This is a genomic window from Micromonospora craniellae, from assembly GCF_014764405.1.
Classification (GTDB): Bacteria; Actinomycetota; Actinomycetes; order Mycobacteriales; family Micromonosporaceae; genus Micromonospora; species Micromonospora craniellae.
On the sequence record NZ_CP061725.1, the window covers coordinates 5,754,951 to 5,781,540 of the forward strand.

Genomic DNA, 26,590 nt, shown 5'->3' on the forward strand with positions numbered 1-26,590 from the left:
TCTCGGCCATGGCGACCTCCGCGCAGCAGCGCGTCGCGGCCTTCTGGGATGCCCATGTCGAGGCGTGGCTCGGCGGTGACGACCACCTGCCGCAGCAGATCGAGGAATGGTTCGACTCCTACGTGGGTGCCGGACCTGGCGAGGTGACCCGAGCGGGTTTCCCGGAGCCGTACCACGGTGACCTGCTCGGTCTGGAGCACACGCCGCGGATGGTGGTGCTCGGTCTGAACCCTGGTGAGTTCCGGCCCCGCTTCCAGGGACGGGACGGCATCTTCGCCGAGGAGATCAGGCAGCTCGGCGCGTACAGCACGTGGGCCACCACCTGCCCCTACAACCGGCCGCCGTGGACACTGCCCGAGGAGATGGGGCGTAACAAGTACTACTGCGCCCGCCTGGAGTTCACCCGGCGCTGGCTCCAGGACCCGGCGGCTGACCACCGTGACCTCTTGATCTTCGAGTGCTACCCGTGGCACTCGAAAGCCATCACCGCCCCGCTGAAACCGCCTCCGCGTATCATCGAGGAGTTCGTGTGGCAGCCGATCGCGGAGCTGCCGGTGCAGGATGTCTTCGCGTTCGGTCGGCCGTGGGACGGCGTCGCTCAGGCGCTCGGGCTGCCGGAGTTGGGCAGGCTGGGTGCCGGCGGCGTCGACTACGGATCAGTGGTGCCGAGCCGGGCGGTACGCCTGTATGCACTGCCGTCCGGCCAACGGCTCGTGGTCGAATGGCACGCGGCTGCGGCCGGGCCGCCGAGTGCGAAGGAGACCATCGTGCTCCGCGAGGCGCTCAGTCGAGGCTGACCGGTGCGGTTGGTGGAGGCCCCTGCCTGATCGGTTGTTCCGTAGCGTGGCTGCGTTCGGTCACCATGTCCATCCGGATCGTCGTGGCCGGACCATTGTGGTCGGACCGGTGGGACAGGGGAGGGCGCGGGTGCGAATCGCGGGAGCGGTGTCGTTGGACTCCGTGATGGAGGAGTTGCGGGCCAAGCGGAGGGTGTTCCACTCGGAGGCTGACTTCCAGCACGCCTTCGCCTGGGCGGTCCACCGGATCGACGCTGCCGTATCGGTCCGGTAGGAGGTGCGGCAGGAGAAGGCCGAATACCTGGACCTCCTGTGCTTTGGCCCGAACGGACGCACCGCGATCGAGTTCAAGTACTTCACGGCCGGCTGGGTCGGCACCGACCCGGGGACGGACGAAGAGTTCCGGTTGCGTGGCCATGCCGCCACCGACCTGGCGCGGCGCAACTTCGTCTTCGACCTCGCGAGGCTGGAACGGTTCTGTCGCTCCGGCGATACGGCCACGAACGGCCTCGCGATCCTCCTGACGAACGACCGCACCCTGTGGAATGCGCCGCCGCCCACCCGGACCACCAGGGACCAGGAGTTCCGTCTCCACGACGGCAGGCGGCTCACCGGCACTCTCCGGTGGGGACACGACGGCAGCCACCATCTGCCGAACCAACGCGACCTGACCGGCGACTACATCCTCAGGTGGCGGGACTACACCGATCTATCCGGCAGCAATGGCCGGTTTCGATGGCTCGGCGTACCCGTCAACGACCTCGACGCACCGGCGGTGCTCGCAGCGGACATCACGGGCTGAGCCCGACAACCGTCGCCTTCACCCATCCGTCGGCGATGCGCCTCACCGACCACTGGGGGCGACTCACCTCGGCGCCGTACCTGGACGGGACGGTCGTGCCGACACTCCGCGCGGCCCACCAGCTTCACCGCGCCGGCTGACCTGGCGAGGGGGAGCGGGCACCGAGGCGGGACGGAGGCCGGCGAGTTGGACGTAGATCTCGCGTTTGGCGGTGGCGTTGCCGTGCCGGTCGATGACGTACCCGGTCAGCCAGATCCAGCCGTCGTACGCCTGCCGGTCGCTGGTCGACACGACGCGCAGGGTCAGCGCCCGGTCTCCGGCGAACTGCACCGAGGCGCGACCGTCGATCCGGAGCAGGTCGCCGGGGACCGGGCGGGCGGTCACCAGCGGCCCTGGTTCGGTGGCCGGCAGTGCCGGGCGTGCATCGACTGCCAGTCGCGCAGGGCCCGCTTGAGCCGCTCGTTCTCCTGGGCGAGCTTGTGGACCTGGCGGTGCAGGTCGGCCAGCTCGTCGGCGACCGTAGCCTGGAACTCGCGTACCTGATCGGGGTCGACCCCACGGCGACGCGGGGCGAACGTGCGGTTGCGTACCTCGTGTGGGGTCAGTCGGGTCGGGCGACCGGTCCCGTAGGGCTGGCCACCTCGATACACCTGGGCCACGACGGTCCTTTCCTCAAAGGCAGGCGGGAGCGCGGAGGGTCGGTGCGGTGGTGGAAGGGCGGACCGTGCGTGGCCGGCGTCCGCACGGCCCGCCCGCTCGGCCGCCGCAGCCCAGTTCGGCGGTACGACGACAGAGCAGCTCACAGGGTCGGGACGGGCACGCGCACCCGCCCCGACCAGGGGGATGAGCCGAACTCGTTGCCACGCGAGGAACGACTCCTAACCAACATAACTAGATATGTCAGATGAGTCAACGTCGCTTGTTAGGCGCGTCGCGGTGTGATCGAATTGGATTGCCACGCGAGGAGTGTTATGCGAGACGTGCCGGACTATTGGCGCATCGCCGACGATGTGATCGCCGACGTCAAGTCCAAGAAGTTGAGGCCGGGGGACAGGCTGCCCTCGATCGCCGACACGCGCGCTACCTACGACGTCAGTCACGGGACCGTGCAGATGGCCTACGCCCGACTCGAAGCCCTGCGGGTGATCCGGCGGCAGCAGGGGAAAGGTGTCTTCGTGACCGACCCGAAGACCTGGATGCGGGAACCCTGAGGGCAACACGGGGTAGCGGAGCTTCCACGGATCGTGTAAACCGGTGGGCGCAGTGCGATGCTGGGCCGGTCATGGGAGAGGAGGCGCAAGATGATCGACAAGCTGCACGACGCGCTTCTGACCCCAAGTGATGCTGCCCGCTACCTCGGCATTCCCCGCAGCACCATGTATTCCTGGCTCGCGGAGAAGGCGGCCGGAGCACCGCTGGTGCACAGCGTGCCGCCGGTGAAGCGCGGGTGGCCGTCCGTGCCGTTCGTCGCCGTCATCGAGGCGTACGTCCTGCGGTCGTTGCGTGATCTCAAGCTGGGGAAGGACAAGATCCGCGACGCAGCGGCGGAGATCCGACGTGTCTTCGGAAGTCCATACGGCTTGGCCGATCAGCGGATCGCCACCGACGGCATCGATGTCTTTGTCCACTACGTCGACACGGATGAGCTTGCCCGAGCCGGTGATCAGCAGATGCCGATCCGCGAAGTGATCTCCGATTATTTGAAGTGCATCGTCTGGGAGCCGTCTGACGCCTACCCGGCGCGTCTGCGGCTGCGGCAGTATCCCGACAACGCGCAGGTGATCATCGATCCACGGTTCGGCTGGGGGGCTCCCGTCGTCGCACGCACCAAGGTCCCAGTCGAGGCGGTTGTGGGGATGTGGCGTGCTGGTGAGTCTTCCGAAGTCGTTGCCGACGAGTACGGGCTGACCGTTGACGAGGTCGAAGCCGTCGTCCGAGTCGCCGCCTGAGTTCTTCGTCGACCGTTGCCTGGGTAAGGGCGCCCCGAAGGCGCTGATCAAGGCTGGGTGGATCGTGCACCTCGTCTCCGACGTCTTCGCCGCCGATGGCCAGTTCACCGGCGACGACGAGTGGACGGAGTATGGCCTCAAACAGGGCTGGACGCTCCTCACTCTGAGAAGGCGCTCGCCGGGCTCAAGTTCAGTGCCGCGCTTCCCGAACGGCTGGCTCACGCCACTCTCGCGGCGAGGCTGGCGGACGTCGGGTCCGCTGCCGCGGTGCTTCGAGAGCCCGCCTGTTTCGTCCATCTGTGAGTGGTCCTCGGAGGGGCGTCGACGCCGCTCCGCTGCCGAGCGCTACTGCACCTTCCCCATCCGGGCGGTGAGGTCGAGGGCGGCGCGGATCGGGTCGTCGGCCCAGCGGCTGGCGAACACGTCGTGCAGGCGCCAACCGGCGCGGACGAGGGTGCGTTGCCGCTCCACGTGGGCGGCGACCCCGTCCGGGTGCACCCCGCACATCACCCCGACCGCGTCCGCGTCTTCGCCGATGCAGAGGTCGATCCGCCAGCGGCCGACCGGGTAGCCGGGCCGTACCGGCACGCCGATCCGGTCGAGTTCGACGGCGAGGGCGCGGGCCCACGGCTCGGACGCGGGTGTGTCGGCAATGGTGGACGCCGGCGGCTGGGCGGCGTACCGGAGGTAGTCGGCGACGATGCCGTCGGGGGAGCGCAGCGAGGTGACCACCGTGAGCTGCTTGCGGGCCCGGGTGACCATGACGTTGAACAGGTTCGGGTCGGCCAGGAAACGGTGCCGGCCCGGCGGGTCGTCGTCGACCAGGCCCAGCGAGACGATCACCACGTCCGCCTCGCTGCCCTGGAAGGCGTGCACCGTCCCGGAGCGCAGGCCGAGGCGTTCGATCTCGTCCACGTCGTACGCCGACAGCAGGGCCGCCTCCACCGCGTCGGCCTGCGCGCGGAACGGGCTGATCACCGCGATGCCGCCGCCGGGTGGCTGGGCGGCGAGCTTCCCGACCAGGTCGAGTACGGCGTCCACCTCGGCCTGGTTGACGCCGTCCACCACGGCGGCGTCGGTGGTCGTCAGCGCGTCGATGGCGTCGGTGTGCTCGGTGCGCGGGTGCCGGGTGACCAGCTTGAGCCGGTCGCCATAGAACCGCCGCGCGGAGAACCCGATCAGGTGGGGCGTGGAGCGGTAGTGCTCGCCGAGCCAGGTGACCGGTGCCGCGCCGGCCGCCAGGTCGAAGGCGCTGGACCGGCGTACGTCGAGCCGGTCGGCGAAGCGGTCCAGCCCGTGCCGGTGCAGGGTGGCGGTCACGTCCTCGTCGGAGACGAAGGAGACGAACCGCAACTGGCGCGGGTCACCGGCGACCAGGGCGCGCCCGGCCCGGGCCAGCACCGGGGCAGCCCGCAACTGGTCGACGTGCGCCGCCTCGTCCAGCACCACCAAATCGAACATGCCGGAGACCGGCGGCAGCAGGTCCTCCACGTCGGCTACCGTGCCCACCCACAGCGGCAGGGCCCGTACCAGCGCCTGGGCGTCCAGCCCGGCGAGCATCTCACGTCGGCGGTTGCGACCGGCGCGCAGGGACGCGCCCAGGGCACCGGCGGCACGGCGGGCGTCGCCGGTCCACCGTCGCGCGCTGGTGGCCTGGTGCCGTAGCGCGGTGCCGACCGCCTCGGCGAGTGCCGCGTCCGCCTCGGCCAGCGCCTGCCAGGCGGCCGACAGGTCGGTGCCGCCGCTCGCCGGCAGTCGCGCCGCCGCCCGTACCGCCTCGGCGGCGTCCACCGCGGCCCGCAGCCGCTTGGCGGGGATCTCGGGGCCGGCGCCGGTCAGTCGCCGCAGCCGCCGGGTGGCCTGGGCCCGGCGCAGTCGGTGCCACCAGCTTGTATCCCCCCGGCCCGTGTCGGCCAGGGCCCGCCGGACCGCGGCGAGGTCGGCGTCGGGCGCGAAGATCGCCGGGGCGTCGTGGCCCAGGGCGGGCAGCAGCGGCTGCCAGCCGGGCAGGGTGGCGGCGAGTCGTTCCTGCTCCAGGGCCGCCGTTATGCCGGACCGGACGGCGGCCACCCGGTCCCGGGCGGCGGCCACGGCGGCGGCGTCGTCGCGTAGCCGGGCGTCGTCGACGCCGACCGCGATCCCTCCGGCGAGGTCGGCCGCGACGGTCTCCCGCCGTTCGGCGTCGCCGAAGAGGACCGGTGACGGGCCGGGATGCCGGCGCAGCAACTCGCCCAGCACCTCCGCGGCGTGCGCCGACTGCGTCGCCACCAGCACCGACCCGCCCCGACCCACGGTGTCCAGCGCGGCGGCGACCAGGGCGTGACTCTTCCCGTTGCCAGGTGCCCCGGAGACCACCACGACCGGTTCGGTCCGGGTCCGCCGGACCACGTCCCGCTGCGCCGCGTTGAGCGCCAGCGGCGAGAGTACGTCGTCCTCGTCCCTCCCGCCGCCGCTGCCACCGGTGTCGGTGCTGGTGCCGGTGTCGGCGGGCGTTCCGCTCGGGCCGAGGTAGATCCTGGTCAGGGCCGTCTCGGTCAGCCCGGGACGGCCCGCCCAGTTCAGCAGGGTGTCCCGCAGCCGGCCGGCGAACACGTCCCGGGTGACGAACAGCGCCGCCGAGGCCACGCCGGTGAGGATCGCCTCGTCGACGCTGCGCGGGGGCCTCGGCACGACCCGCTCCACCGCCAGGCCGGCGGCCTGGGCCGCCGCGGTCACCCAGGCGGCGGTGCCGGGCGCGGTCAGCCAGCCCGGACCGGCGAGCCCCGGCGCGGCCTCCAGCCGGGCGGCGAGATCCCGATCCTCGATCAGCGAGGTCAGTTCGAGGTCACCGGCGGGCACTACCCGATAGGCACGTCGCCCGCGCTCCAGGCGTACCGGCTGGGCCAACAGCGGCAGCCGGACCCGCCGCCTGGTGCCCGCCACGTCGGTGCCGCCGACCAGGAACGTCAGGCCCAGACGCAGGATCCGCTCGTCGCGGTGCAGTGCGTCCAGCGCCGCCAGACGGTCCAGCCGGGCGGTACGCGGACCCCGGTGCGGCTCAGGCAACCAGACCAGCGGCCGTCCGGTCCCGGACACGTCGAACACCCGCTCCGCCCCGGCCGGAGCCAGGTCGGCGAGAGCGGTCAGGATCGTCGCCGCGCGCATCGCCCGCCGATTCTGCCGTACGCCGTCCCGGCCGCCCGCCCGCGTGCCCCGATCTGCGGTAACTCGCCGGTCGCGTCGACTTGCGCGGCGGAGGAGCGGCGGAAGGCGGCGGGCTGAGGCGGGGGCGCGTCGCCGTGCAGCAGCGAAGCGATATTGCAGGGGGGGGGAGTGCCGTAGGAGCGTGACGGCACCGGGTGGGGACGGACGGCGATGGGCGGGAGTCGTCGAGACCGACGGCTCCCGCCCACCTGGTCGGTTGTCAGGCGTACGTCTCGAACTCGGCGATCCTCGGCGTACCGCTGGCACTGGTGATCTCGAAGGTGACCTTGCGCAGCGTGGTCGCCGAGAAGCTGATCACCCCCGCGGTGGTGCCGGAGGCCAGTACCGCGCCGTTGTCGTGGTTGAGCAGGCGCCAGCCACGGACGTTGCCCACCGCGCCGGACGCCTCACGGATGTTGACCCGGGAGATCCGCTTGGCGGCGTCCCACTTGATCGAGATGGAACCCGTCGTGCCGGACGGCGACCAGGCGGTGCTCATGTTGCCGTCGCGGACGTCGCCGTAGCTGGTGCCGCTGGCCTTGCTGGAACCGTCCGAGCCGGCACCGATGCTCAGGTTGGTGCCGCCCGGGTTGGTCGGTCCCGGCGTCGGGTTGGTCGGCCCCGGCGTGGGGTTGGTCGGTCCTGGCGTCGGGTTGGTCGGTCCCGGCGTCGGGTTCGTCGGCGTGCAGTTGCCGTTCGAGGTCCGGATGCCCTTGTTGGCGCCGGCCGTCTCGCGGACGATGCTCGGCACGCAGCTCGCCGCGTCGAGCCGGTACGAGTAGGGGATGCTGACGCTGGTGTTGGACGTCGGGTTCGGTCCGGCCGGGTTGGTGTCACCGCTGCGGCTCGACCAGGTCACGTTGTCGAAGGTGTTGCCGCTGACCTGCCAGTAGCCGGCCTGGCTGGTGTAGAACGTGCCGAGCACGTCCTTGGAGTTCTGGAAGTAGTTGTTGTCCACCTTGGCTCGTGCGCCGGCCCGGGAGTTGATGCCGGACTCGTTGATCCGGACGAAGTGGTTGTTGTAGACGTGGCCCACGCCGCCGCGCAGCAGAGGCGTACGGGAGTCGATGTTCTCGTACAGGTTGTTGTGGTAGGTGACGAAGCCGTTCGACAGGTCGCTCTCGCTGGAGCCGACCAGGCCGCCACGGCCGGAGTTGCGCAGGATGCTGTAGGACAGCGTCACGTACTGGGTGTTGTTCTTCATGTCGAACAGGCCGTCGAAGCCCTGCGACTCACCGCCCGACGCCTCCAGGGTGACGTGGTCGACCCAGACGTTGCGGACGTTGGCCTCCATGCCGATCGCGTCACCGCCGTTGGAGGTGGGCGAGCCGGACTTCTTGACGTTCCGGACCGTCACGTTCTGGATGATGATGTTGCTGGCCTCACGGATGTGGATGCCGAGCTGGTCGAAGACGGCGCCGTTGCCGACCCCGAGGATCGTGACGTTGCTGATCTGCTTGAGCTCGATCACGTCGGCGGCGGTGTTGCAACTCGACCCGGACACCTTGGTGGTGTTGCCGTGGTTGATGGTTCCCTCGACGTGGATGGTGATCGGGGTGCTGCTGCTGGCCCGGTTGCACAGGGCCGCGTGGATCTGGGTGCCGGTGGTGGCGCGTACCGTCTGGCCGCCCGCGCCGCCGGTGGTGCCACCGTTGCGGGACGCGAAGCCGGTGGCGCTGCCGACGGCCGCCGACGCCTGGGGGGTGGTCAGGGCCACGAGGCCCGCGGCACCCATGGCCGTCGCGGACAGCCCCGCGAGGAGTCGCAGTGTCACTGTTCGTCTCATCCTTGCCTACCTTCCGTGCTATCGGTGGTGGTACGGGTTACAGCCGGGTGTGGTCGCCGGGACGCCTGAGGGACGGTCAGAGCGGCAGGCGGTCGGCACCGGCGAGCGGGCCGACGACGAGGGGCACCAGCGGTGCCGGGAGCACCGGACCGTGCCGCAACGTCGGCGTCCAGCCGGCGTCGGGCGACAGGTCGGGGTCGTGCGCGGCGTTGTACGCGGCCACCAGGTCGACCGGCCGGGGCAGCGCGCCGGCCGCCTTCACCCAGTTGCCCCGGGTGGTTATCGCGGTGCCGCTCCAGTCGTAGAGCAGGTCGGCGGCGGTGATGCCGGCGCCGAGGGTGAAGTGGTTGTTCTCCGCGTACACGGCGGACTGCACACCGACGCCGATGGCGTACTCGAAGCCGTCGCCGGCCAGCCGGTACTGGTTGTTGTAGAGGTCGACCTGCCCGAAGCGGACCCGGGGCAGCCGCTGGAAGCCCTTGTCGAACAGGTTGTGGTGCAGGGTGACGTTGAGCCGGCCGACGTCCGGGCCGACGGTGTTGGACGAGCCGATCAGCATCAGCTTGTCCCGTCCGGTGAACCGGTTCCAGGAGGCGGTGACCAGGCTGGCCGTGTGGGTGATGTCCAGCGCGCCGTCGTGCACCTGGTACGGCCGTCCGAAGTGGATCGGCTGGCCGCTGTCGGGGTTGTCGCCGTCGGTGAACGTGTTGTGGTCGATCCAGACGTTCTCGCTGCGGCGTACCGAGACCAGGTCGTACTGGGAGTTCCAGTTGCCGGTCTCGCCGTCGGTGGGGGACCAGGCGGGGAAGCAGTCCCGGGCGTCGTCGAAGGTGATGTTGCGGACGATGACGTTCGTCGCCCGGTCGATCATCAGGGTGAGGCCGGTCAGCCGCGCGCCGCGCAGCCCGACGATGGTGGTGTTCGAGCCGACGTTGATCTGCGTCTGGCGGGTCTGGTTGGTCACCGACCGGACCCGGGCCTCCTCCACCGGGCCGCTCGGCGCGACCCGGCCCCACACCGCCGGGTCGTACGCGGCCAGGTACGCCTCCAGCGAGTACCCGGGGTCGGCCAGGTCGGTGCAGCCGAGCAACCGCCCGTCGGCGTCCTCGAACCCGTCGATCTCGCCCTTGATGTAAATGATCTTCGAAGTGGCGTTGGTCGCGTTGGTGGCGTTGTCGCCGCCGAGCGCGGCGACCAGGTCCTGGCGGCTGTCGACCACGTGGACCTGGTCGGCGGTGGCGGCGGAACCGCCGGTGGTGCCCGGCCCGGCCGCCGCCCACCCGTCGTTCGCCGGCAACGCCTGTCGGCCGAGGTGGCGGGCCAGCGGGGACAGGGTCTCCGCGCCGCCCGCCGGGCCGGGGTGTGCCGCCGCCGGTGTGGGGGCGGCGGTCAGGGTGAGAATGATCAATGCCGCACTGGCGGCAACTCTGCGCATCAGCTCGTTCCGATCCCTCGTCGTTGCTTCTCTATGTGACGAAGGTTACGGTTGTGTTTTTATTGTGGTCAATATTAATTGTGTGCAGCTTTGTTGCAGTAAATGCTTTCGGCCGACATCGCCCCGACCTATCCCGGTCGGGAAACCGCTGGTCATCGCGGGGTGCTCAGTCCTGCTCGGACCGGCGATGTTGCAGTGGCGTTGCGGTGTCCTCCTGTTTTCGTCCGGCCGGATCGGGCTGCCACGGGGCGACCGCCCACGGCACACCCAGCTCGGTGGGCAACGCGCCGCCCTCGGCGGCCCGGCGCAGCACGTCGTTGACGCCCGGAATGCGTCGCACCCGCTGCGGGCCGTCACCGACCGCCTCGACCAGCCCGCCGTCGAGTAGCGTCGGCTCGGGCGCCGCCTGCACCGCGGTCAGCACCGCGGTGAACGGGGCGGTCCGGGCCAGCGGTGCGATCAGCGGCACCCGGGGATCGGCCCGGTGGTCGATCAGGTTCTCCAGCAGTCCCCGCCGGCCGGGCACCTGGCGCGGCTCGGCCTCGCCGGGCAGCAGCAGACGGTCGGTCGGGTACTCCAGCACGGCCCGCCCGGCGTCACCGGTCACGATCACCTCGCCGGGGACGAAGTCCTCCCCGGCCAGCGTCACCGCGGCCACGATCGGCGGGCCCTGCCGGAGGCGTACCCGCAGCACGGCGGTGTCGTCGACCTCGATCGGCCGGACCCGGTAGCGCTCCACCTCGATGGCGGCGGGCTCCACCGGACCGCCGGTGACCGCCTCGGCCACCGCCAGGCACTGCATCACCGCGTGCGCCAGCGGATTGGCCAGCGCGCCGTCGAGCACGGGTCGCCCGTCGAGCTGCCGCCGCCCCGCCCACGGTGCGCGGGCGTAGTAGGCGTCCGGGCGCTGCCAGGCGGCGACCGTGGCGATGCCGGTGACCGTACCCAGCCGCCCGGCGGCCACCGCGTCGGTCAGCGCGCTCAGCGCGGCCGAGCCGAGCGCCTGGAAGCCCACCTGCGCCACCCGGCCGGTGGTGGCCAGCGCCCCGGCCAACTCCTCGTGCTCGGCGGTGCAGAGCACCGGCGGCTTCTCCAGCAGCAGGTCGGCACCGGCGGTCAGCGCGTCGCGGGCGATCGGCAGGTGGGTGTGCGGCGGGGTGCAGATCACCACCACGTCCGGCGCGACGGCGGACAGCATGGCCCGGTGGTCGGTGAAGACCCGGGCGTCGGGAGGTACCGGCGCGGCCGGCTCGTCCTCCAGCGGCCGGGTGTCCACCAGCGCGACCAGCCGTAGCCGTCCGGCGTCGTGCAGCGGGCCGAGCACCCGCCGGTGCCAGCGCCCGTGCCCGTTCGCCCCGATCAGCGCGACCCGTGGCACGGGCGTGGCCGGCGTCGCGGCTGCCGGGGTGTTAGCAGGGGACCCCTGCTCTACCTGAGGCGTTAAGAAGGTGCCCTTCCTTTCACTCATCGGGCGCCGGCCAGCGTGGCGGGGACGCCGTGGCGGTGCAGGTCGGTGAGCCAGGCGGTCACGTCGGCGCGGACCTGCGCGTCGGCGGCCACCTCGGCCGGGACGACCTCGTCGAGGGCGAGGACCGCGTCGACGGCCCCGGCCGGGGTCTGCGGCGCGGCGGCCAGGGCGGCGCGGATCCGCTCCGCCAGCGGGTCGTCCAGCGGCAGCGCGCGGCCGTCGTCGGCGGTGCCCTGGGCGAACCGGATCCAGGCGGCCACGACCAGCGCCGCCCACCGGGCGGACCGGCCGGCCGCGCGCAGGTCGGCGATGGTGTGCAGGATCCGCTGCGGCAGCTTCTGCGACCCGTCCATCGCCACCTGGAGGGTGCGGTGCCGGATCGCCGGGTTGCCGAAGCGGGCCAGCACCTGCTCGCCGTAGCCGACCACGTCGACCCCGTCGGGCGGGGTGAAGCTGGCCGCCACGTCCTCGGCGATCAGTCGGCGCAGCACGGTGGTCAGGTGCGGCAGGGCGAGGGCGTCGGCGATCGTCTCGCACCCGGCGAGCGCGCCGAGGTACGCAGCGGCCGAGTGCACTCCGTTGAGGCCGCGCAGCTTCAGCCGCTCCCACGGGCCGGCGTCGGCGCAGAGCACCGCACCGGCGCGGTCCCAGGCGGGCCGCCCGCCGGGGAAGTCGTCCTCGATCACCCACTGGGTGTACGGCTCGGCGGCCACCGCCGCGAGGTCCTCGACGCCGAGCGCCCGGTGGGCCGCCGCCAGGGTCTGCGCCGTGCTGGCCGGGACGATCCGGTCGACCATCGTGCCGGGGAAGCCGACCTGCGCCTGGACCCAGTCCAGCGTGGACTGCCCGGCGCCCGCGTACACCAGGGCCTGGGTGACCAGGCCGCGTAGCCGGCGGCCGTTGGCGGGCAGGTTGTCGCAGCTCACCAGCGTGATCGGTCCGGCGTCGGCGGCGGCCCGGGCCAGCAGGCCGCGGACCAGCAGCCCCGGCACGGTGGCCGGTGGCCGGTCGCTGGTCAGGTCGGCGACCAGCTCCGGATCGGGGCGCAGCGTCCCGGCCGCCGGGTCCAACTGGTACGCCTTCTCGGTCACCGTCAACGTCACCACCCGGATGGCCGGGTCGGCCAGCAACGCCACCACCGCCTGCGGGTCGGCCGCGGCCAGCCGCACGTCGGCCAGCGCCCCGATCACGCGGGTGTGCTGGTCGGCAGCGGAGAGCGTGCTCACGCTGAACAGGTTGTCCTGCGCGGTCAGGGTCCGCACCAGTTCGGCGTTGCGCGGCGCGACGCCGACGATGCCCCAGTCGCCCCCGGCGAGCGCGAGCGCCTGCTCGGTGTAGACGGCCTGGTGGGCGCGGTGGAACGCGCCGATCCCGAGGTGCGCCACACCGGCCGGCACGGTGCCCGGCCGGATCAGGGGACGGGACTGCGTCGGCAGCCGGCGCAGTGCGCCCAGGTCCAGCCGGGACGCGCCCACGGTCACCGCCACGTCGGGCCGTCCGGGAATCGGAAGGTGGCGATCGACTCGGGACGCATGGTGGCGCTGTAGCCCGGTTCGGTCGGCAGCAGGTACCGCCCGTCGCGGGTGCGTACCGGGTCGACGAAGTGCTCGTGCAGGTGGTCGACGTACTCCACCATCCGGCCGTCGAGGCTGGTGCCCACCCGCAGGTAGTCGAAGATCGCCAGGTGTTGGACGTACTCGCAGAGCCCGACCCCGCCCGAGTGCGGGCAGATCGGCACGCCGAACTTGGCGGCCAGCAGGATCTCGGCGAGCACCTCGTTGACCCCGGCCACCCGGCAGGCGTCGATCTGCATCACGCCGATCGCCTCGGCCTGCAACAACTGCTTGAAGATGACCTTGTTGGCGGCCACCTCGCCGGTGGCCACCCGGCACCGGCCGCCGGTCAGCTCGGTCACCGCACGGGCGATGCGGGCGTGGCCCAGGATGTCGTCGGCGTGCGTCGGCTCCTCGATCCAGTACGGGTCGACCTCGGCCAGCGTCGTCATGTTGGTGATCGCCTCGTCGACGTCCCACACCTGGTTGGCGTCCATCATCAGCAGCGCGTCCGGGCCGATCTCGGCCCGGATGATCCGGGCCCGCCGCAGGTCGTCCTCGGGCGGACCGCCGACCTTCATCTTCATCGCCCGCCAGCCCTGCGCGTACGCGTCGCGGGTCAGCGCACGGACCTTGTCGTCCGGGTAGCCCAGCCAGCCGACCGACGTGGTGTACGAGGGGAATCCGTCCCGCTCCAGCAGGGCCAGCCGGTCGGCGAGCCCGTCGCGACCCTTGTCCAGGATGGCGGCGGCCTCGTCCGGGGTGAGCGCGTCGGTGATGTGCCGGAAGTCGACGTTGGCCACCAGCTCGTCGGTGGACAGCTCGGCCAGGTAGCGCCACATCGGCTTGCCCGCGAGCTTGGCGCGCAGGTCCCACACGGCGTTGACCAGCGCGCCGGTGGCCATGTGGATGACCCCCTTCTCCGGGCCGAGCCAGCGCAACTGCACGTCGGCGACGAGCGAGCGCCAGAACGCCACCGGCTCGGCGGTGATCTCCTCCACGGTACGCCCCACCACGTGGTGCGACAGCGCGCGGACGGCGGCGCAGGTGATCTCGTTGCCGCGGCCGTTGGTGAAGGTGAACCCGGCGCCGGTCGGCCCGTCGTCGGTGCTCAACTCCACGTAGGTGGCCGAGTAGTCGCCCCGGTTGATCGCGTCGGAGCCGTCGCCGCTGGCAGCGGTCGGGAACCGCACGTCGTGCACGGTGACGTCGGTGATGGTGGTCATTTCTGCTTCTCCCCGAACTTGTAGACCTGCTTCGGCAGCCGGTACGCCAGGTCGACGATGGTCTCGGCGGCCTCGTCCATGGGCAGTCGGTGCTCGGCGACCAGGCGGGCCAGGAAACCGGCGTCCACGCGGCGGGCCACGTCGTGGCGCACCGGGATGGAACAGAACGCGCGGGTGTCGTCGACGAACCCGGCGGTGTTGTAGAACCCGGCGGTCTCGGTGACCGTCTCGCGGAACCGGCGCAGCACCTCGGGGGAGTCCAGGAACCACCAGGGCGCGCCGAGCAGCAGGGCGGCGTACCCGCCGGCCAGCGGCGCCAGTTCCCGGGTGAAGGTGTCCTCGTCCAGCGTGTAGAGCACCACCCGCAGCCGGGGGTCGTTGCCGTACGCGTCCAGCAGTGGGGCCAGCGCGTGCACGTACTCGGTGACCTGCGGGATGTCGCCGCCCACGTCGCGCCCGTGCCGGGCGTGCAGCCACCGGTTGTGGTTGCGCACCGCGCCCGGGTGCAACTGCATGACCAGCCCGTCGTCAAGCGACATCCGGGCGAACTCCAGCAGCATGTGCGCCTGGAACGCCTCGGTGTCGCCCGGCTCGGCCCGACCCCGGCGGGCCCGGTCGAACAGCGCCGCCGCGTCCGCGCCGAGGTCCGCCGTGCGGGCGGTGAGGTGCCCGTGGTCCGACGAGGTGGCACCGGCGGCGATGAACGCCTCCCGGCGCGCGCGCAGCGCGGCCAGATAGCCCGGGTACGTGCCGGTGTCCTCGCCGGTGATCTCGCCGAGCCGGTCGACGTTCGCCGACCAGTCCTCGAAGGCCAGGTCCACCACGTTGTCCGGCCGGAAGGTGGTGACCACCCGGCCACCCGGCCCGCCCCAGCCGTCGGCGGCCAGCTTGGCGTGCCGACCCAGGTCGTCCAGGGGCGACTCGGTGGTGGCCAGCACCTCGATGTTGAACCGCTCGAACAGCGCCCGGGGCCGGAAGTCCGGCTCGGCGAGCCGGGCGGCGAGCGCGTCGTACACCTCGTCGGCGGTCTGCGGCGACAGCCGGGTGTCGAGGCCGAAGACCTCGGTGAAGGTCTGCTCCAGCCAGAGCCGGGACGGGGTGCCCCGGAACAGGTGCCAGTGCTCCGCGAAGCGCCGCCAGATCCGCCGCCCGTCGGTCTCCACCGGGCTGCCGTCGCGGGTGGGCACGCCCAGCTCGGCCGGGAGCACCCCCTGGCTGAACAGCATCCGGGTCAGGTAGTGGTCGGGCACGATGAGCAGCCGGGACGGGTCGGGGAACGGCTGGTCGTCGGCGAGCAGGCCCGGGTCGACGTGCCCGTGCGGCGAGATGACGGGCAGCCGCGCTACCAGCGCGTACAGCTCCCGGGCCAGGGCACGCTGGCCGGGCTCGGCGGGTAACAGCAGGTCGGAACGGGTCGAGGTGGGCACGGGGTTCGGCTCCTGGGGTCGAGGTCAGTCGAGGGTGAGCAGGTCGGCGACCCGTACGGGGGCGCCGGTGTCGAAGGACCGGTTGGCGGCCAGGCCGGTGAGCAGGGCCAGGGCGCCGTCGCGGGCGCTCGCCGCGCGGTCAAGCGGATCGGGTACGCCGCCGAACAGCACCTGGGTCATCCGGGCGTCCGCCCCGCCGTGGCCGTGTCGGGTGTACCCGTCGACCTCGATGCGCTGGGGCGGGGACCAGAAGGGCCGCAGGGTCAGCGTGGCCTGACCGCCCTCGGCGGCGGCCTCGGTGCCGTGCAGGGCGGTGCCCTTGAGCGCACCGGCGGCGGCCGGGCTGACGAACTCGCTCTCGGTGACCTCCAGCTCCAACCGGCCCCGACTGCCGTTGATCATCACCCGATAGCCCTCCCACGGCGCGTACGCGGTGAGGTGATAGGTCATCGTCGCGCCGCTGGAGTAGCTGGCGAGCACCGCCATGTCGTCCTCGATGGTCACGCCGGGGGCGAAGACGTTGCGGTCACGGTGGTAGCCGTCCTCGACCTCGGCGTCCAGGTACAGCTCGCGCAACCGGGGGTGCTCGGCCAGGCGCAGGGCGAACGGGTCGTCGGCGGCGGCGGGGGCGGCGTGCGCCCGGTCGTAGTCGCGGGCGTAGCCGTGCCGTCGGCCGTCGTCGCCGTAGAAGAACAGCCGACCGGCGGCGTACACCTGCACCGGTGTGGCGTCCAGCCACCAGTTGACCAGGTCGAAGTGGTGGCTGGCCTTGTGCACCATCAGCCCGCCGGAGCTGGCCTTGTCGCGGTGCCAGCGCCGGAAGTAGTCGGCGCCGTGGCGGACGTCGAGCAGCCACTCGAAGTGCACCGAGCCGATCTCGCCGACCGCGCCCTCGGCGAGCAGCCGCCGCATCTGCTCGTGCAACGGGTTGTAGCGGTAGTTGAACGCCACCGTCACCCGCCGGCCGGTGCGGCGTACCGCGTCGAGGATGCGCTGGCAGCGGGGGGCGTCGGTGGTCATCGGCTTCTCGGTGACCACGTCGCAGCCGGCGTCCAGCGCGGCCACCACGTACTCGTCGTGAGTGACGTCGACCGAGGTCACCAGGACCACGTCGACCCGCTCCTTCGCCAGCATCGTGGTGAAGTCGTCGGCGTGGTAGGTCGGTAGGGAAGGGTGGCCCAGCTCGCCGAGCCACCGGTTGTGGGCGTCCATCCGCGCCTGGTTCACGTCGGCGAACGCGACCAGTTCGGCGGTGTCCGCGTGGTCGCGGACCAGGGCCCGGACGAACATCTCGGCGCGGGCGCCGGTGCCGACCACGGCGTACCGGGCGCGCTTGCCGGGTTGCGGTGACACAGACCGATCCTCCTCGATCTTTGTGCAAACCTTTGCAGTGAAGTAACCACGATCGATCGGGCGGAGTCAACGAAGGGCCCAGAATCGGCGGCTTTTGGTCGTTTTTAGGGGCATTAGAGCGCATGGTGGGAGCGCGGCCGAAACAGATCTGTAACCTCGCGCCGTTGACAGTGGAGCAACCGTTTGCATTAATTGTCGGCACCGTGACCGCCGACACATCAATGAAGGGGGCCTGAGTGCCAGTCACCATCCGGGACGTCGCACGGGCCTCCGGCGTGCACATCTCCACCGTCTCCCGCACCTTCTCCGCACCCCACCTGGTCAACCCCGAGACCCGGGTGCGGGTGCTGGCGTGCGCCGAGGATCTGGGCTACCGGCCCAATCGTGCAGCCCGGGCACTCATCACCGGCCGTACGCACAACATCGGCCTGATCATCGCCGACATCGCCAACCCGTTCTTCCCGCCGCTGATCAAGGCGGCGGAGAGCCAGGCCCGCCACCGCGACTACCACGTCTTCGTCGCCGACACGAACGAGGACGCCGCCGCGGAGGAGGAATTGGTGCACGCCCTGGCCAAGCAGGTCGACGGGGTGCTGCTGTGCAGCCCGCGGATGAGCAACAGCCTGATCGAGCAGCTCAGCCGCGAGGTGCCGCTGGTGGTGGTCAACCGCCAACTGGCCGGTCTGCCCTGCGTCCTGATGGACGTCGGGCAGGGCGCACGCTCCGCCATCGAGCACCTCGCCGGCCTCGGCCACCGCCAGATCGCCCTGCTCGCCGGGCCACGCGGCTCCTGGACCAGCCGGGAGATCCGGCGCGCCGCCAGCGCTGCGGCCCGGACCGCCGGGGCGGACCTGACCGTGCTCGGCCCCAATCCGCCCATTGAGCACGGCGGTCTCGCCCAGGCGGAGCAGGTCCGCCGGGCCGGCGTCACCGCCGTGCTCGCCTACAACGACCTGATCGCGATCGGGCTCCTGGAGGGGCTCGACGCACTCGGGGTCGGGGTGCCGCAGGAGGTGAGTGTCGTCGGGGTCGACGACATCACCCTGAGCCGGCTCACCCGCCCCAAGCTGACGACGGTGGCCACGCCGACCGCGGCCGCCGGCCGGACGGCCGTCGACATGTTGCTGCAACAGGACACCGATCTCCCGCGCACCGGGCGGGGCAGCGGTGCCGGGGCGACAGTCGGCGTCCGTCGTACCACCGCACAGGTAATGCTCCAGACCGAGTTGGTCATCCGCGACTCCACCGGGCCGGGACCTTACGCCGGCCGGGAACGTCCCGGCGCCGCTGCGGTAGGCCCGGGCCCGCATCGCCGTGCGGACCCGGGCAGCCCGATCGTGGCCGCCGGTGACATCGTCGCCTCCTAACGCCAAGGAGTGAGCGCACATGCACCCCGCAACGCACCCCACCGCGAACGCGTCCGACGGGCGCACTTACCGTACCCCCCTGCTCCGCCGCCGGTTGCTGCGCGGCATGCTCGCCGCGATCGTGGCCCTGCCGCTGGTCGGCGCGGCCGCCGCCTGCGGCGACGACGAGGCCGGATCCGACGGCACGGTCAAGCTCTCCATCTTCTGGTGGGGCGGCGAGGCCCGGGCCCAGCTCACCGAGCAGGCCCTCGACCTCTACACGCAGAAGAACCCGAACGTCACGTTCGAGAAGGTGTGGCAGGCCAACCAGGGTTACTTCGACAAGCTGGCCACGCTCACCGCCGGCGGCAACCCGCCGGACATCTTCCAGATCGACGACAACTTCCTCGCCGAGTACGCCGCCCGCAACGCCACCCTGGACCTGAAGAAGTACCAGGACTCCGGCGACCTCGACACCAGCAAGTTCCCGCCCAGCCTGCTCCAGTACGGCGAGGTCGACGGTAAGCTCGCCGGCCTGGCCGCCGGGGAGAACACCCAGGGACTGGTCTACAACAAGACGCTGCTGACCAAGAACGGGCTGCCCGAGCCGACCACCGGGATGAGCTGGGAGGAGCACATCGCCTGGGCCGAGGAGGTCAGCAAGAAGACGGGCGTGCCCGGCACCCAGGACCCCAGCGCCGACTACAAGGCGTTCTGGGTCTGGCTGCGCCAGCAGGGCAAGGACCTCTACTCCGGTAGCGACCTGGGCTTCACCGCCGAGGATGTGACCAAATGGTTCGAGCTGTGGAAGGGCGCGCGGGACCGGGGTGCCACCCCGACCCCCGACATCATCCACGAGGGCAACGCCACCGACATCACCAAGCAGCTCGTGGTGACCGGCAAGTCGGGCACCTCCTGGGTCTGGGTCAACCAGATGCCGGAGCTGAAGAAGAACACCGCCGACGAGCTGGGCGTCATCGCGTACCCCGGTGACCCGAGCGGCCAGTGGGCACGCGCCTCGATGTACTGGTCGGTCTTCAGCGGCAGCAAGAAAGCCGAGGCCGCAGTGGACGTGATCAACTTCCTGGCCAACGACCCGGAGGCGGTCAAGCTGCTCGGCACCGACCGGGGCCTGCCGTCCAACATGGACCTGCGCCGCGTGGTCAGCGACGACACCACCGACCCGGCGATGAAGCAGTCCATCGAGGTCGAGAACAAGCTCGCCGAGACGTTCGGTGAGGCGCCGCAGGTGCCGATCAAGGGCCACAGCAAGGTCCGCGCCGAGCTGACCAAGGCCGCCGAGAACGCCCAGTACGGGCGGGTCACCCCCGCCGAGGCCGCGGCGCAGTTCGTCGAGGCGTGCAAGGCAGCGATCGCCTCCTGACGCCGCCGCGATACCCGGAGAGGAGCAGTTCGTGGCCCTGACCACGGCGCCCGACCCGACCCGCCGCGGCACCGGATCCGTCCGGCCCGACGCCACCCGGCGCGGGACCGGACGGATCCGGCACGGGGAAGGTCTGGCCGGCTACGTCTTCCTGTCGCCCTGGCTCATCGGTCTGATGGCCATCACGGCGATGCCCATGCTGTTGTCGCTCTACCTCAGCTTCACCAACTACGACATCCTCACCCCGTGGTCCGAGGTGGAGTGGGTCGGGCTGGCCAACTACGAACGGATGTTCACCAGCGATCCGTCGTGGTGGCACTCGGTCCGGGTCACGCTCAGCTTCGCGCTGATCGCCGTACCGCTGAAACTGGCCGCAGCCCTCGGGGTGGCGCTGCTGCTCAACCGGGCCTGGCGCGGGGTCGGGCTGTTCCGGGGCCTGTTCTACCTGCCGTCGCTGCTCGGCGGCAGCGTGGCGCTGGCCATCGTCTGGGTGAACATGTTCAACCGGGAGGGTGCGTTCAACTCCTTCCTTGCGCTGTTCGGCATCGAGGGCAAGCCCTGGGTCAACGACCCGGACTGGGCCCTGGAGACCCTGATGGTGCTGGCCATCTGGCAGTTCGGCGCACCGATGGTGATCTTCCTGGCCGGCCTCAAGCAGGTGCCGACCGAGCTGTACGAGGCCGCGTCGGTGGACGGCGCCGGCAGGTTCCGCAAGTTCGTCAACGTGACGCTGCCGATGCTCTCCCCGGTGATCTTCTTCAACCTGGTGCTGGAGACCATCAACGGTTTCCAGGGCTTCACCGCCGCGTTCGTGCTCAGCAACGGCACCGGCGGACCGGTCGACTCGACCCTGATGTACACGCTGAACCTCTACATCACGGGCTTCACCGACCTGGAGATGGGCTACGCCTCCGCGATGGCCTGGGTGTTCCTGATCGCCATCGCCCTCATCACGGTCGTCTTCTTCAGCACCGGCCGGTTCTGGGTGCACTACTCCGACGGGGAGGACCGCTGATGGTCGTGAGCACCGTGGCCCCTCCTGTGGCGGCCCGCCCGCAACGCCCGCGCAACCGCTCCTGGTTGCGGCTGATCGTGCTGCTGGCCATCGTCGCGGTGGTGCTCTACCCGCTGTTCTGGATGATCGGCACCTCGTTCAAGTCTCAACAGGAGATCGTCAACAACATCGGGCTGCTGCCGGAGCACTTCACCCCGGGCAACTACACGAATGGGTGGGGCAACTTCGACGTCAGCTTCGGCCGGTTCTTCCTCAACAGCGCCATGGTCAGCCTGCTGACCGTGGTCGGCAACGCGGTGAGCTGCCTGCTGGCCGCGTATGCCTTCGCCCGGTTGAAGTTCCGGCTGCGCGGGATGTGGTTCGCCGTCATGATCGGCACCCTGCTGCTGCCGGGTCACGTGCTGATCGTGCCGCAGTACATCCTGTTCCGCAGCCTCGGCCTGGTCGGCGGGGACTGGCCGTACCTGCCGCTGCTGATCCCGCAGTTCCTGGCCACCGAGGCGTTCTTCGTCTTTCTGATGGTGCAGTTCATGCGGAGCATCCCGCGCGAGCTGGACGAGGCCGCCCGGATCGACGGCGCCAACGCGTTCGGCATCTTCCGGCACGTCATCCTGCCGCTGAGCCGGCCCGCGCTGGTCACCACCGCGATCTTCTCGTTCATCTGGACCTGGAACGACTTCTTCCGGCAACTGGTATTCCTGTCCAGCCTGAGCGACTACACGGTGCCGGTGGCGCTGACCCTGTTCATCGACTCGACCAGCCAGAGCGCGGTGGGACCGATGTTCGCCATGTCGGTGCTGTCCCTGTTGCCGGTCTTCGTGTTCTTCGTGGCCTTCCAACGGATGCTCGTCGAGGGGATCAACACCAGTGGACTCAAGGGCTGACGACGGTCACGACCGGCGTGCGCCGCGCCGCGACTGGCGGGACACCCTCCGGGACGCCTCCGACCTGGCGCTGGTGGGCATCCTGACGGTGCTCGCCACGATACCGGTGCTGACCGCCGGTGCCGCGGTCGGCACCGCCAGCGCGGCCGTGCACGACTGGCTCACCACCGGCAGTTGGCCGACGGCCCGGCAGACGTTCTCCCGGTTCGGTCGGGGACTGCTGCCGGGCCTGCCGGTGGCGGTGCTCGGGCTCGTCGCCGTCGGTCTGCTCGCCGTCGACCTGGTCGCGCTGGCCACCGGCCGGGTGCCGGGTGGGGCGCTGGCCTTGAGCGTCACCACCGTCGTCGCGGCGGGCCTGCTCGGGTACGCCGCCGCCGTCGTGGTCGAGGTGGGCCGTACCGGCGGCACCGGCTGGCGGTCGGCTGCCGGCCGGGCCGCCCGGGTCTGCCTCGACCACCCCGCGCACTGGGCCGCGCTGGCCGGCACCACCGTGGTCGCCGCGCTGCTCGGCGTGCTGGTCACCCCGGTCGCGGTGCCGATCCTCGCCGGGTACGCGCTGGCCGCCGTGCACGCGGTGGCCCGCCGCCGGCCGGTCGTCGAGGCGGAGCTGTCGTGACCGCCGCCGACCCGGACGCGCCGCCCGCCGGTACGCCGACCGGAGACGATCCGCACCTGACCGTCGGCGGTACGCCGGTCGCCCGGTACGTGCTCGCCCCCGAGCTCGACGCGAAGCACGGACCCCGGCCCTACCTGCACCCGGTACGCACCCTGGCCGGCGTGCCGGTGACCGACGCGCTCCCGGCCGACCACGTCTGGCACCTCGGCGCCTCGCTGGCGGTGCAGGACGTCGACGGCGCCAATCTCTGGGGCGGGCGGACCTACGTCCGCGACGTCGGCTACACCTGGCGTGCCGACCACGGCCGGATCGCGCACGCCGGATGGGAGCACCGCTCACCCGACCGGCTCGACCACCGGCTGCACTGGTGCGACCCGGCCGGTGCAGTGCTGCTCACCGAGCGGCGCACCCTCACCGCCTCGGCGTTGCCCGGTCACGCGAACGCCTGGCGGCTCGACGTCGGCAGCACACTGACCGCTCCCGCCGACCGGGACGTGACGCTGGGCAGCCCGGCCACCAACGGTCGCCCCGGCGGGGCCGGCTACGGCGGGTTCTTCTGGCGGGCGGTGGCGGACGAGGTGCCCGAGGTGTTCACCGCCGCGCTGGACGGCGAGGAGGCGGTCAACGGCTGCGACGAGCCGTGGGTGGCGCTGTGCGGGCGGGCATCGGGGGGTGCGGCGTACACCCTGGTCTTCAGTGGTCTCGGGCCGGGGGACCGGTGGTTCGTGCGGACCACCATGTATCCGGGGGTCTGCGTGGCCTTCGCCTTTGAGGAGACCGCGACCATCCCGGCCGGCACCAGCCGGCACGGCCGCTACCGGGTGATCGTCGCCGACGGGGCACTGGACCGGGAGACCGCCGCCGCTCTGGTGGGCTGACGGATCCACCCACCCACCCATGTGAGCTCAGGAAGGGCCGAGCGGGCGGCAGGTGGCGCGGACCACCAGTTCGGTGGGGAGCCGGATGTGGATGTCGCGTTCCACCCCGGCGATCAGGTCGACGAGCAGCCGCAGCGCCTCGGCGCCCATCCGCTGGATCGGTTGCATGATGGTGGTCAGCGGCGGGTTTACCAGCGCCGACTCGGGGACGTTGTCGAAGCCGATCACGGAGACGTCGTCCGGTACCGACAGGCCCATGTTCCGCGCCACGTCGATCGTCGAGATGGCGGAGAGGTCGTTACCGGCGAAGACGGCGGTCGGCCGGTCGGGGAGGGCGAGCAGTTCGGCGGCGGTGCCGGCGGCGCTCTCGATGCGGAAACCACCGACCCGGACGAGCTGCTCGTCCACGGTCACGCCCGCGTCGGCCATGGCCTGCCGGAAGCCCGCCTCGCGCAGCCGTGAGGACTCGAGGTCGGCGCGGCCGGAGATGTGCCCGATGCGGCGGTGGCCGAGGGACAGCAGGTAGTTGGTGGCGAGCACGGCGCCCGCGAAGTTGTCGGAGTCGACGGTGGGCAGGCCGGACGGGCCGGTGTGCGGGTCGACGGCCACCACGTGGAAGCCCTGCTTCGTCTCCACCACGGTGGGGGTGACGATCACGGCGCCGTCGATGAGCGTCCCGGAGAGCCGGGCCAGGGACCGCCGTTCCCAGCCGACGGCGGCGCCGGCCACGTCACCGCTGGAGTACGCCAGCAACTGGTAGCCGGTGCCGGTGACCTCCGACGAGGCGCCCTTGAGCAACTCGGTGGAGAACGGCTCGAACTCGGCCACCAGGATGCCCAGCACGTTCGTGCGGTGACTGCGTAGGCTCTGCGCGCCGAGGCTGGCCTCGTAGCCGAGTTGGTGGATGACCTGCTGAACCCGCTCCACGGTCGCCTGCGCCACGCCGTATCGGCCATTCACCACCTTGGATACGGTCGCGACCGAGACGCCGGCCGCTCGGGCCACGTCCGACATGTTCACACGCTGCGGGAACGCCACGCCGACGATGATAGAGGGCTCGACGAGAGCCGCGGACGGCGATTCGAAAACGTTATCGACACCGATTGACACTGAGTTACACGGCTGTAAAACTCGCCGGCAGGCCGAGCACCGCGACTGATGTCGAGGAGATACCGATGGCTATAAAGCGCCGCGTCACCACCGCCATAGCGCTGTCCATCACCACAGCACTGCTTGCCGCAGGGTGTGGCGGCGGCGGTGAGTCCGAAGCTCCTCCCGAGAGTGAGCTGTTCAAGAACCCGGTGACCCTGACCTGGTGGCACAACGCCTCCCAGGACGGGCCCGGCAAGACCTACTGGCAGAAGGTCGCCGACGACTTCACCGCGCTCCATCCGACCGTCACGATCGAGATCGAGGCGATCGAGACCAACCAGCTCCAGCGCACCCGGCTGCCCGCCGCGCTGCTCAGCAACGACCCGCCGGACATCTTCCAGGCGTGGGGCGGCGGCGAGATCCGTGAGCAGGTCGAGGCCGACTACCTCAAGGACATCACCGAGCAGGTGAAGACCGAGGTCGGCAACATCGGCAGCGCCGCCGAGATCTGGCAGGTGGACGGCAAGCAGTACGGTCTGCCGTACCGGATGGGCATCGAGGGCATCTGGTACAACAAGGACATGTTCCAGCGGGCCGGCATCGCCGCTCCGCCGACCACGTTCGAGGAGCTCAACGACGCGGTCACCAAGCTCAAGGCGATCAACGTCGTGCCGATCGCGCTGGGCGCCGGTGACAAGTGGCCCGCCGCCCACTGGTGGTACAACTTCGCCCTGCGCGCCTGCTCCGTGGACACGCTGAAGAAGGCCAGCACCGAGACGGTCTTCGACGACCCGTGCTTCGTGAAGGCCGGCCAGGACCTCAAGACCTTCATCGACACCACGCCGTTCCAGGACAACTTCATCGCCACCCCGGGCCAGAACGACCCGACCAGCGCCAACGGTCTGCTCGCCAACGGCAAGGCCGCCATGGAGCTGATGGGCGACTGGAACAAGGGCACGCTGGAGACCGTGGCCTCCGACGAGGAGGCCCTCAAGAAGTTCCTCGGCTGGTTCCCGGTGCCGGCGATCTCCGGCTCCGCCGGTGACCCGAAGGCGGCCCTCGGCGGTGGCGACGGTTTCGCCTGCGCCAAGAACGCCCCGGGCGAGTGCGTCGAGTTCCTCAAGTACATCGTCAGCCCCGAGGTGCAGAAGGGCTACGCGCAGACCGGCACCGGCCTGCCCGTCGCCAAGGGCGCCGAGGCCGGCGTCGAGGACCCGGCCCTGCGTTCCATCCTGGAGGCCACCACCGGCGCGACCTACGTGCAGCTCTGGCTGGACACCGCGTTCGGTAGCACCGTCGGCAACGCGATGAACGACGCGATCGTCGCCATCTTCGCCGGCAACGGGACGCCCGAGCAGGTCGTCGAGGCGATGAAGGCGGCCGCGCGCAAGTGACCTCCACCAACCCCACCACACTGGACCCTGCCGGCGGCGCCTCCGCGCCGCCGGCGGGGCTCCGGCCCGTCCGGCGCGCCTCGCGGGACCGGGCCGCCGAGACGCGACGCAAGTGGTACGAGATCATCGGTCTCACCACACCGGCGATCGTCGTCTACGTGACGTTCGTACTGGTGCCGATGGGCTTCGCCGTCTACTACAGCCTCTTCCGCTGGCGTGGCGTCGGACCGCCCACCGAGTACATCGGGTTCGACAACTACGTCATGGCGTTCCAGGATCCGATCTTCCTCGACGCGCTGCGCAACAACGCCATCATCGTCTTCGGCTCGCTGCTGGTGCAGGGGCCGATCGCCCTCGGCGTGGCCCTGCTGCTCAACCGACACTTCCGTGGCCGCACCGTGTTCCGCCTGCTGGCGTTCGTGCCGTACGTGCTCGCCGAGGTCACCGTCGGCATCATGTGGAAGCTGATCCTGACCCCCGGCGGCAGCCTCGACGCGCTGCTCCAGTCGATCGGGATGGGCGGCCTGGTGCAGGCATGGCTGGCCGACCTGGACATCGTCATCTGGACGCTGCTGTTCGTGCTCACCTGGAAGTACGTCGGCTTCGCCATCATCCTGCTGCTCGCCGGCCTGTCCAACGTGCCGCAGGAGCTGAACGAGGCCGCCGCCATCGACGGCGCGAGCTGGTGGCAGATCCAGCGGCACGTCACCCTGCCGCTGCTGGGCCCCACCATCCGGATCTGGATGTTCCTGTCGATGATCGGTTCGTTGCAGGTCTTCGACGTGATCTGGGTGACCTCGGTGCCCGCCGTACGCTCGCTCGGCGCCTCCGCGACCATGGCCACGTACATGGTGGACAACGGGTTCTTCGCCCGGCTGTGGGGGTACGGCAACGCCGTGGCGGTGATCCTCTTCGTCATCTCGTTCGTCGCGGCACTGCTGTTCCAGCGGTTCCTGCTCCGCCGCGACATCCAGGGCGCCATGACCGGAAGGGCGAACTGAC

General features: G+C 71.0%; 24 protein-coding genes and 1 pseudogene. 14 read left to right on the forward strand and 11 right to left on the reverse strand.

Annotation, left to right across the window (positions count from 1 at the left end; genetic code table 11):
* Positions 1–8: 8 nt before the first annotated feature.
* The 3 genes from brig1 to ID554_RS26145 all read left to right on the forward strand — a co-directional run bounded on the left by brig1 (position 9) and on the right by ID554_RS26145 (position 1,599).
* A complete protein-coding gene (gene brig1 / locus ID554_RS26140; RefSeq protein ID WP_117228140.1) occupies positions 9–797 on the forward strand; it encodes an anti-phage DNA glycosylase Brig1 in 789 nt (262 codons plus the stop codon).
* Positions 798–927: 130 nt separating this feature from the next.
* Positions 928–1,071, forward strand: a complete 144-nt coding sequence (locus ID554_RS32030; protein WP_199489182.1) for a hypothetical protein — start codon at positions 928–930, stop codon at positions 1,069–1,071.
* Between the two features lie 3 nt (positions 1,072–1,074).
* Positions 1,075–1,599 carry a hypothetical protein gene (locus ID554_RS26145; protein ID WP_199489181.1) on the forward strand — a complete coding sequence of 175 codons (525 nt, stop codon included), beginning with the start codon at positions 1,075–1,077 and terminating at the stop codon, positions 1,597–1,599.
* 63 nt (positions 1,600–1,662) lie between these two features.
* Here the strand turns inward: ID554_RS26145 and ID554_RS26150 are convergent, their stop codons facing one another.
* Complete coding sequence (locus ID554_RS26150) at positions 1,663–1,983, reverse strand: hypothetical protein (RefSeq protein WP_223884258.1); 321 nt, start codon at positions 1,981–1,983, stop codon at positions 1,663–1,665.
* A complete protein-coding gene (locus ID554_RS26155) occupies positions 1,980–2,258 on the reverse strand; it encodes a DivIVA domain-containing protein (RefSeq protein WP_223884259.1) in 279 nt (92 codons plus the stop codon). The genes ID554_RS26150 and ID554_RS26155 overlap by 4 nt, the downstream gene beginning before the upstream one ends.
* A 312-nt stretch (positions 2,259–2,570) precedes the next feature.
* Between ID554_RS26155 and ID554_RS26160 the strand changes: the two genes are divergently transcribed.
* The 3 genes and pseudogenes from ID554_RS26160 to ID554_RS33270 form a co-directional block, all read left to right on the forward strand.
* Positions 2,571–2,810, forward strand: coding sequence for a winged helix-turn-helix domain-containing protein (locus ID554_RS26160; protein WP_117228139.1), 240 nt, complete (start codon positions 2,571–2,573; stop codon positions 2,808–2,810).
* Positions 2,811–2,900: 90 nt separating this feature from the next.
* Positions 2,901–3,548 carry a DUF433 domain-containing protein gene (locus ID554_RS26165; protein WP_117228138.1) on the forward strand — a complete coding sequence of 216 codons (648 nt, stop codon included), beginning with the start codon at positions 2,901–2,903 and terminating at the stop codon, positions 3,546–3,548.
* Positions 3,511–3,651: pseudogene (locus ID554_RS33270) on the forward strand (hypothetical protein); the annotation flags it as partial. The gene ID554_RS26165 and the pseudogene ID554_RS33270, both read left to right, overlap by 38 nt.
* Before the next feature lie 242 nt (positions 3,652–3,893).
* Here the strand turns inward: ID554_RS33270 and ID554_RS26170 are convergent.
* The 8 genes from ID554_RS26170 to ID554_RS26205 all read right to left on the reverse strand — a co-directional run bounded on the left by ID554_RS26170 (position 3,894) and on the right by ID554_RS26205 (position 16,979).
* A complete protein-coding gene (locus tag ID554_RS26170; RefSeq protein WP_117228136.1) occupies positions 3,894–6,692 on the reverse strand; it encodes an AAA domain-containing protein in 2,799 nt (932 codons plus the stop codon).
* Positions 6,693–6,951: 259 nt separating this feature from the next.
* Positions 6,952–8,517, reverse strand: a complete 1,566-nt coding sequence (locus tag ID554_RS26175; RefSeq protein ID WP_117228135.1) for a pectate lyase family protein — start codon at positions 8,515–8,517, stop codon at positions 6,952–6,954.
* Between the two features lie 76 nt (positions 8,518–8,593).
* On the reverse strand, positions 8,594–9,952 hold the full coding sequence (locus tag ID554_RS26180) for a pectate lyase family protein (protein ID WP_117228134.1): 1,359 nt from the start codon (positions 9,950–9,952) through the stop codon (positions 8,594–8,596).
* Positions 9,953–10,118: 166 nt separating this feature from the next.
* Entirely contained in the window at positions 10,119–11,330 is a 1,212-nt protein-coding gene (locus tag ID554_RS26185) for a Gfo/Idh/MocA family protein (RefSeq protein ID WP_223884260.1), read from the reverse strand.
* Positions 11,331–11,416: 86 nt separating this feature from the next.
* Positions 11,417–12,907 (reverse strand): mannitol dehydrogenase family protein, encoded by a 1,491-nt coding sequence (locus ID554_RS26190; protein ID WP_117228132.1) that lies wholly within the window; start codon positions 12,905–12,907, stop codon positions 11,417–11,419.
* Positions 12,898–14,199, reverse strand: a complete 1,302-nt coding sequence (locus tag ID554_RS26195; RefSeq protein ID WP_117228131.1) for an enolase C-terminal domain-like protein — start codon at positions 14,197–14,199, stop codon at positions 12,898–12,900. The genes ID554_RS26190 and ID554_RS26195 overlap by 10 nt, the downstream gene beginning before the upstream one ends.
* Complete coding sequence (gene uxaC, locus ID554_RS26200) at positions 14,196–15,626, reverse strand: glucuronate isomerase (RefSeq protein WP_117228130.1); 1,431 nt, start codon at positions 15,624–15,626, stop codon at positions 14,196–14,198. The genes ID554_RS26195 and uxaC overlap by 4 nt, the downstream gene beginning before the upstream one ends.
* Positions 15,627–15,650: 24 nt before the next feature.
* Positions 15,651–16,979, reverse strand: coding sequence for a Gfo/Idh/MocA family protein (locus ID554_RS26205; RefSeq protein WP_117228129.1), 1,329 nt, complete (start codon positions 16,977–16,979; stop codon positions 15,651–15,653).
* Positions 16,980–17,215: 236 nt separating this feature from the next.
* Here ID554_RS26205 and ID554_RS26210 point away from each other — a divergent pair, with 236 nt between their 5' ends.
* From ID554_RS26210 to ID554_RS26235, 6 genes are read left to right on the forward strand one after another with little or no spacing between them, the layout of a single operon-like run.
* Positions 17,216–18,346, forward strand: a complete 1,131-nt coding sequence (locus tag ID554_RS26210; RefSeq protein ID WP_117228128.1) for a LacI family DNA-binding transcriptional regulator — start codon at positions 17,216–17,218, stop codon at positions 18,344–18,346.
* 19 nt (positions 18,347–18,365) lie between these two features.
* A complete protein-coding gene (locus ID554_RS26215; protein WP_117228127.1) occupies positions 18,366–19,709 on the forward strand; it encodes an ABC transporter substrate-binding protein in 1,344 nt (447 codons plus the stop codon).
* A 31-nt stretch (positions 19,710–19,740) separates the two neighbouring features.
* Positions 19,741–20,724, forward strand: coding sequence for a carbohydrate ABC transporter permease (locus ID554_RS26220; protein WP_117228126.1), 984 nt, complete (start codon positions 19,741–19,743; stop codon positions 20,722–20,724).
* Positions 20,724–21,608 carry a carbohydrate ABC transporter permease gene (locus tag ID554_RS26225; RefSeq protein ID WP_117228125.1) on the forward strand — a complete coding sequence of 295 codons (885 nt, stop codon included), beginning with the start codon at positions 20,724–20,726 and terminating at the stop codon, positions 21,606–21,608. The genes ID554_RS26220 and ID554_RS26225 overlap by 1 nt, the downstream gene beginning before the upstream one ends.
* Positions 21,592–22,224, forward strand: a complete 633-nt coding sequence (locus ID554_RS26230) for a hypothetical protein (protein WP_117228124.1) — start codon at positions 21,592–21,594, stop codon at positions 22,222–22,224. The genes ID554_RS26225 and ID554_RS26230 overlap by 17 nt, the downstream gene beginning before the upstream one ends.
* The gene (locus tag ID554_RS26235) at positions 22,221–23,102 is read left to right on the forward strand and encodes a DUF6807 domain-containing protein (RefSeq protein WP_191088636.1); all 882 of its coding nucleotides are present in this window, start codon (positions 22,221–22,223) and stop codon (positions 23,100–23,102) included. Before ID554_RS26230 ends, ID554_RS26235 begins: the two co-directional genes overlap by 4 nt.
* 27 nt (positions 23,103–23,129) lie before the next feature.
* Here the strand turns inward: ID554_RS26235 and ID554_RS26240 are convergent, their stop codons facing one another.
* Positions 23,130–24,140, reverse strand: coding sequence for a LacI family DNA-binding transcriptional regulator (locus tag ID554_RS26240; RefSeq protein ID WP_117228123.1), 1,011 nt, complete (start codon positions 24,138–24,140; stop codon positions 23,130–23,132).
* A gap of 137 nt (positions 24,141–24,277) precedes the next feature.
* Here ID554_RS26240 and ID554_RS26245 point away from each other — a divergent pair, with 137 nt between their 5' ends.
* Both ID554_RS26245 and ID554_RS26250 read left to right on the forward strand, forming a co-directional pair.
* On the forward strand, positions 24,278–25,588 hold the full coding sequence (locus ID554_RS26245; RefSeq protein WP_117228122.1) for an ABC transporter substrate-binding protein: 1,311 nt from the start codon (positions 24,278–24,280) through the stop codon (positions 25,586–25,588).
* Positions 25,585–26,589 (forward strand): carbohydrate ABC transporter permease, encoded by a 1,005-nt coding sequence (locus ID554_RS26250; protein WP_117228121.1) that lies wholly within the window; start codon positions 25,585–25,587, stop codon positions 26,587–26,589. The genes ID554_RS26245 and ID554_RS26250 overlap by 4 nt, the downstream gene beginning before the upstream one ends.
* Position 26,590: the final 1 nt, after the last annotated feature.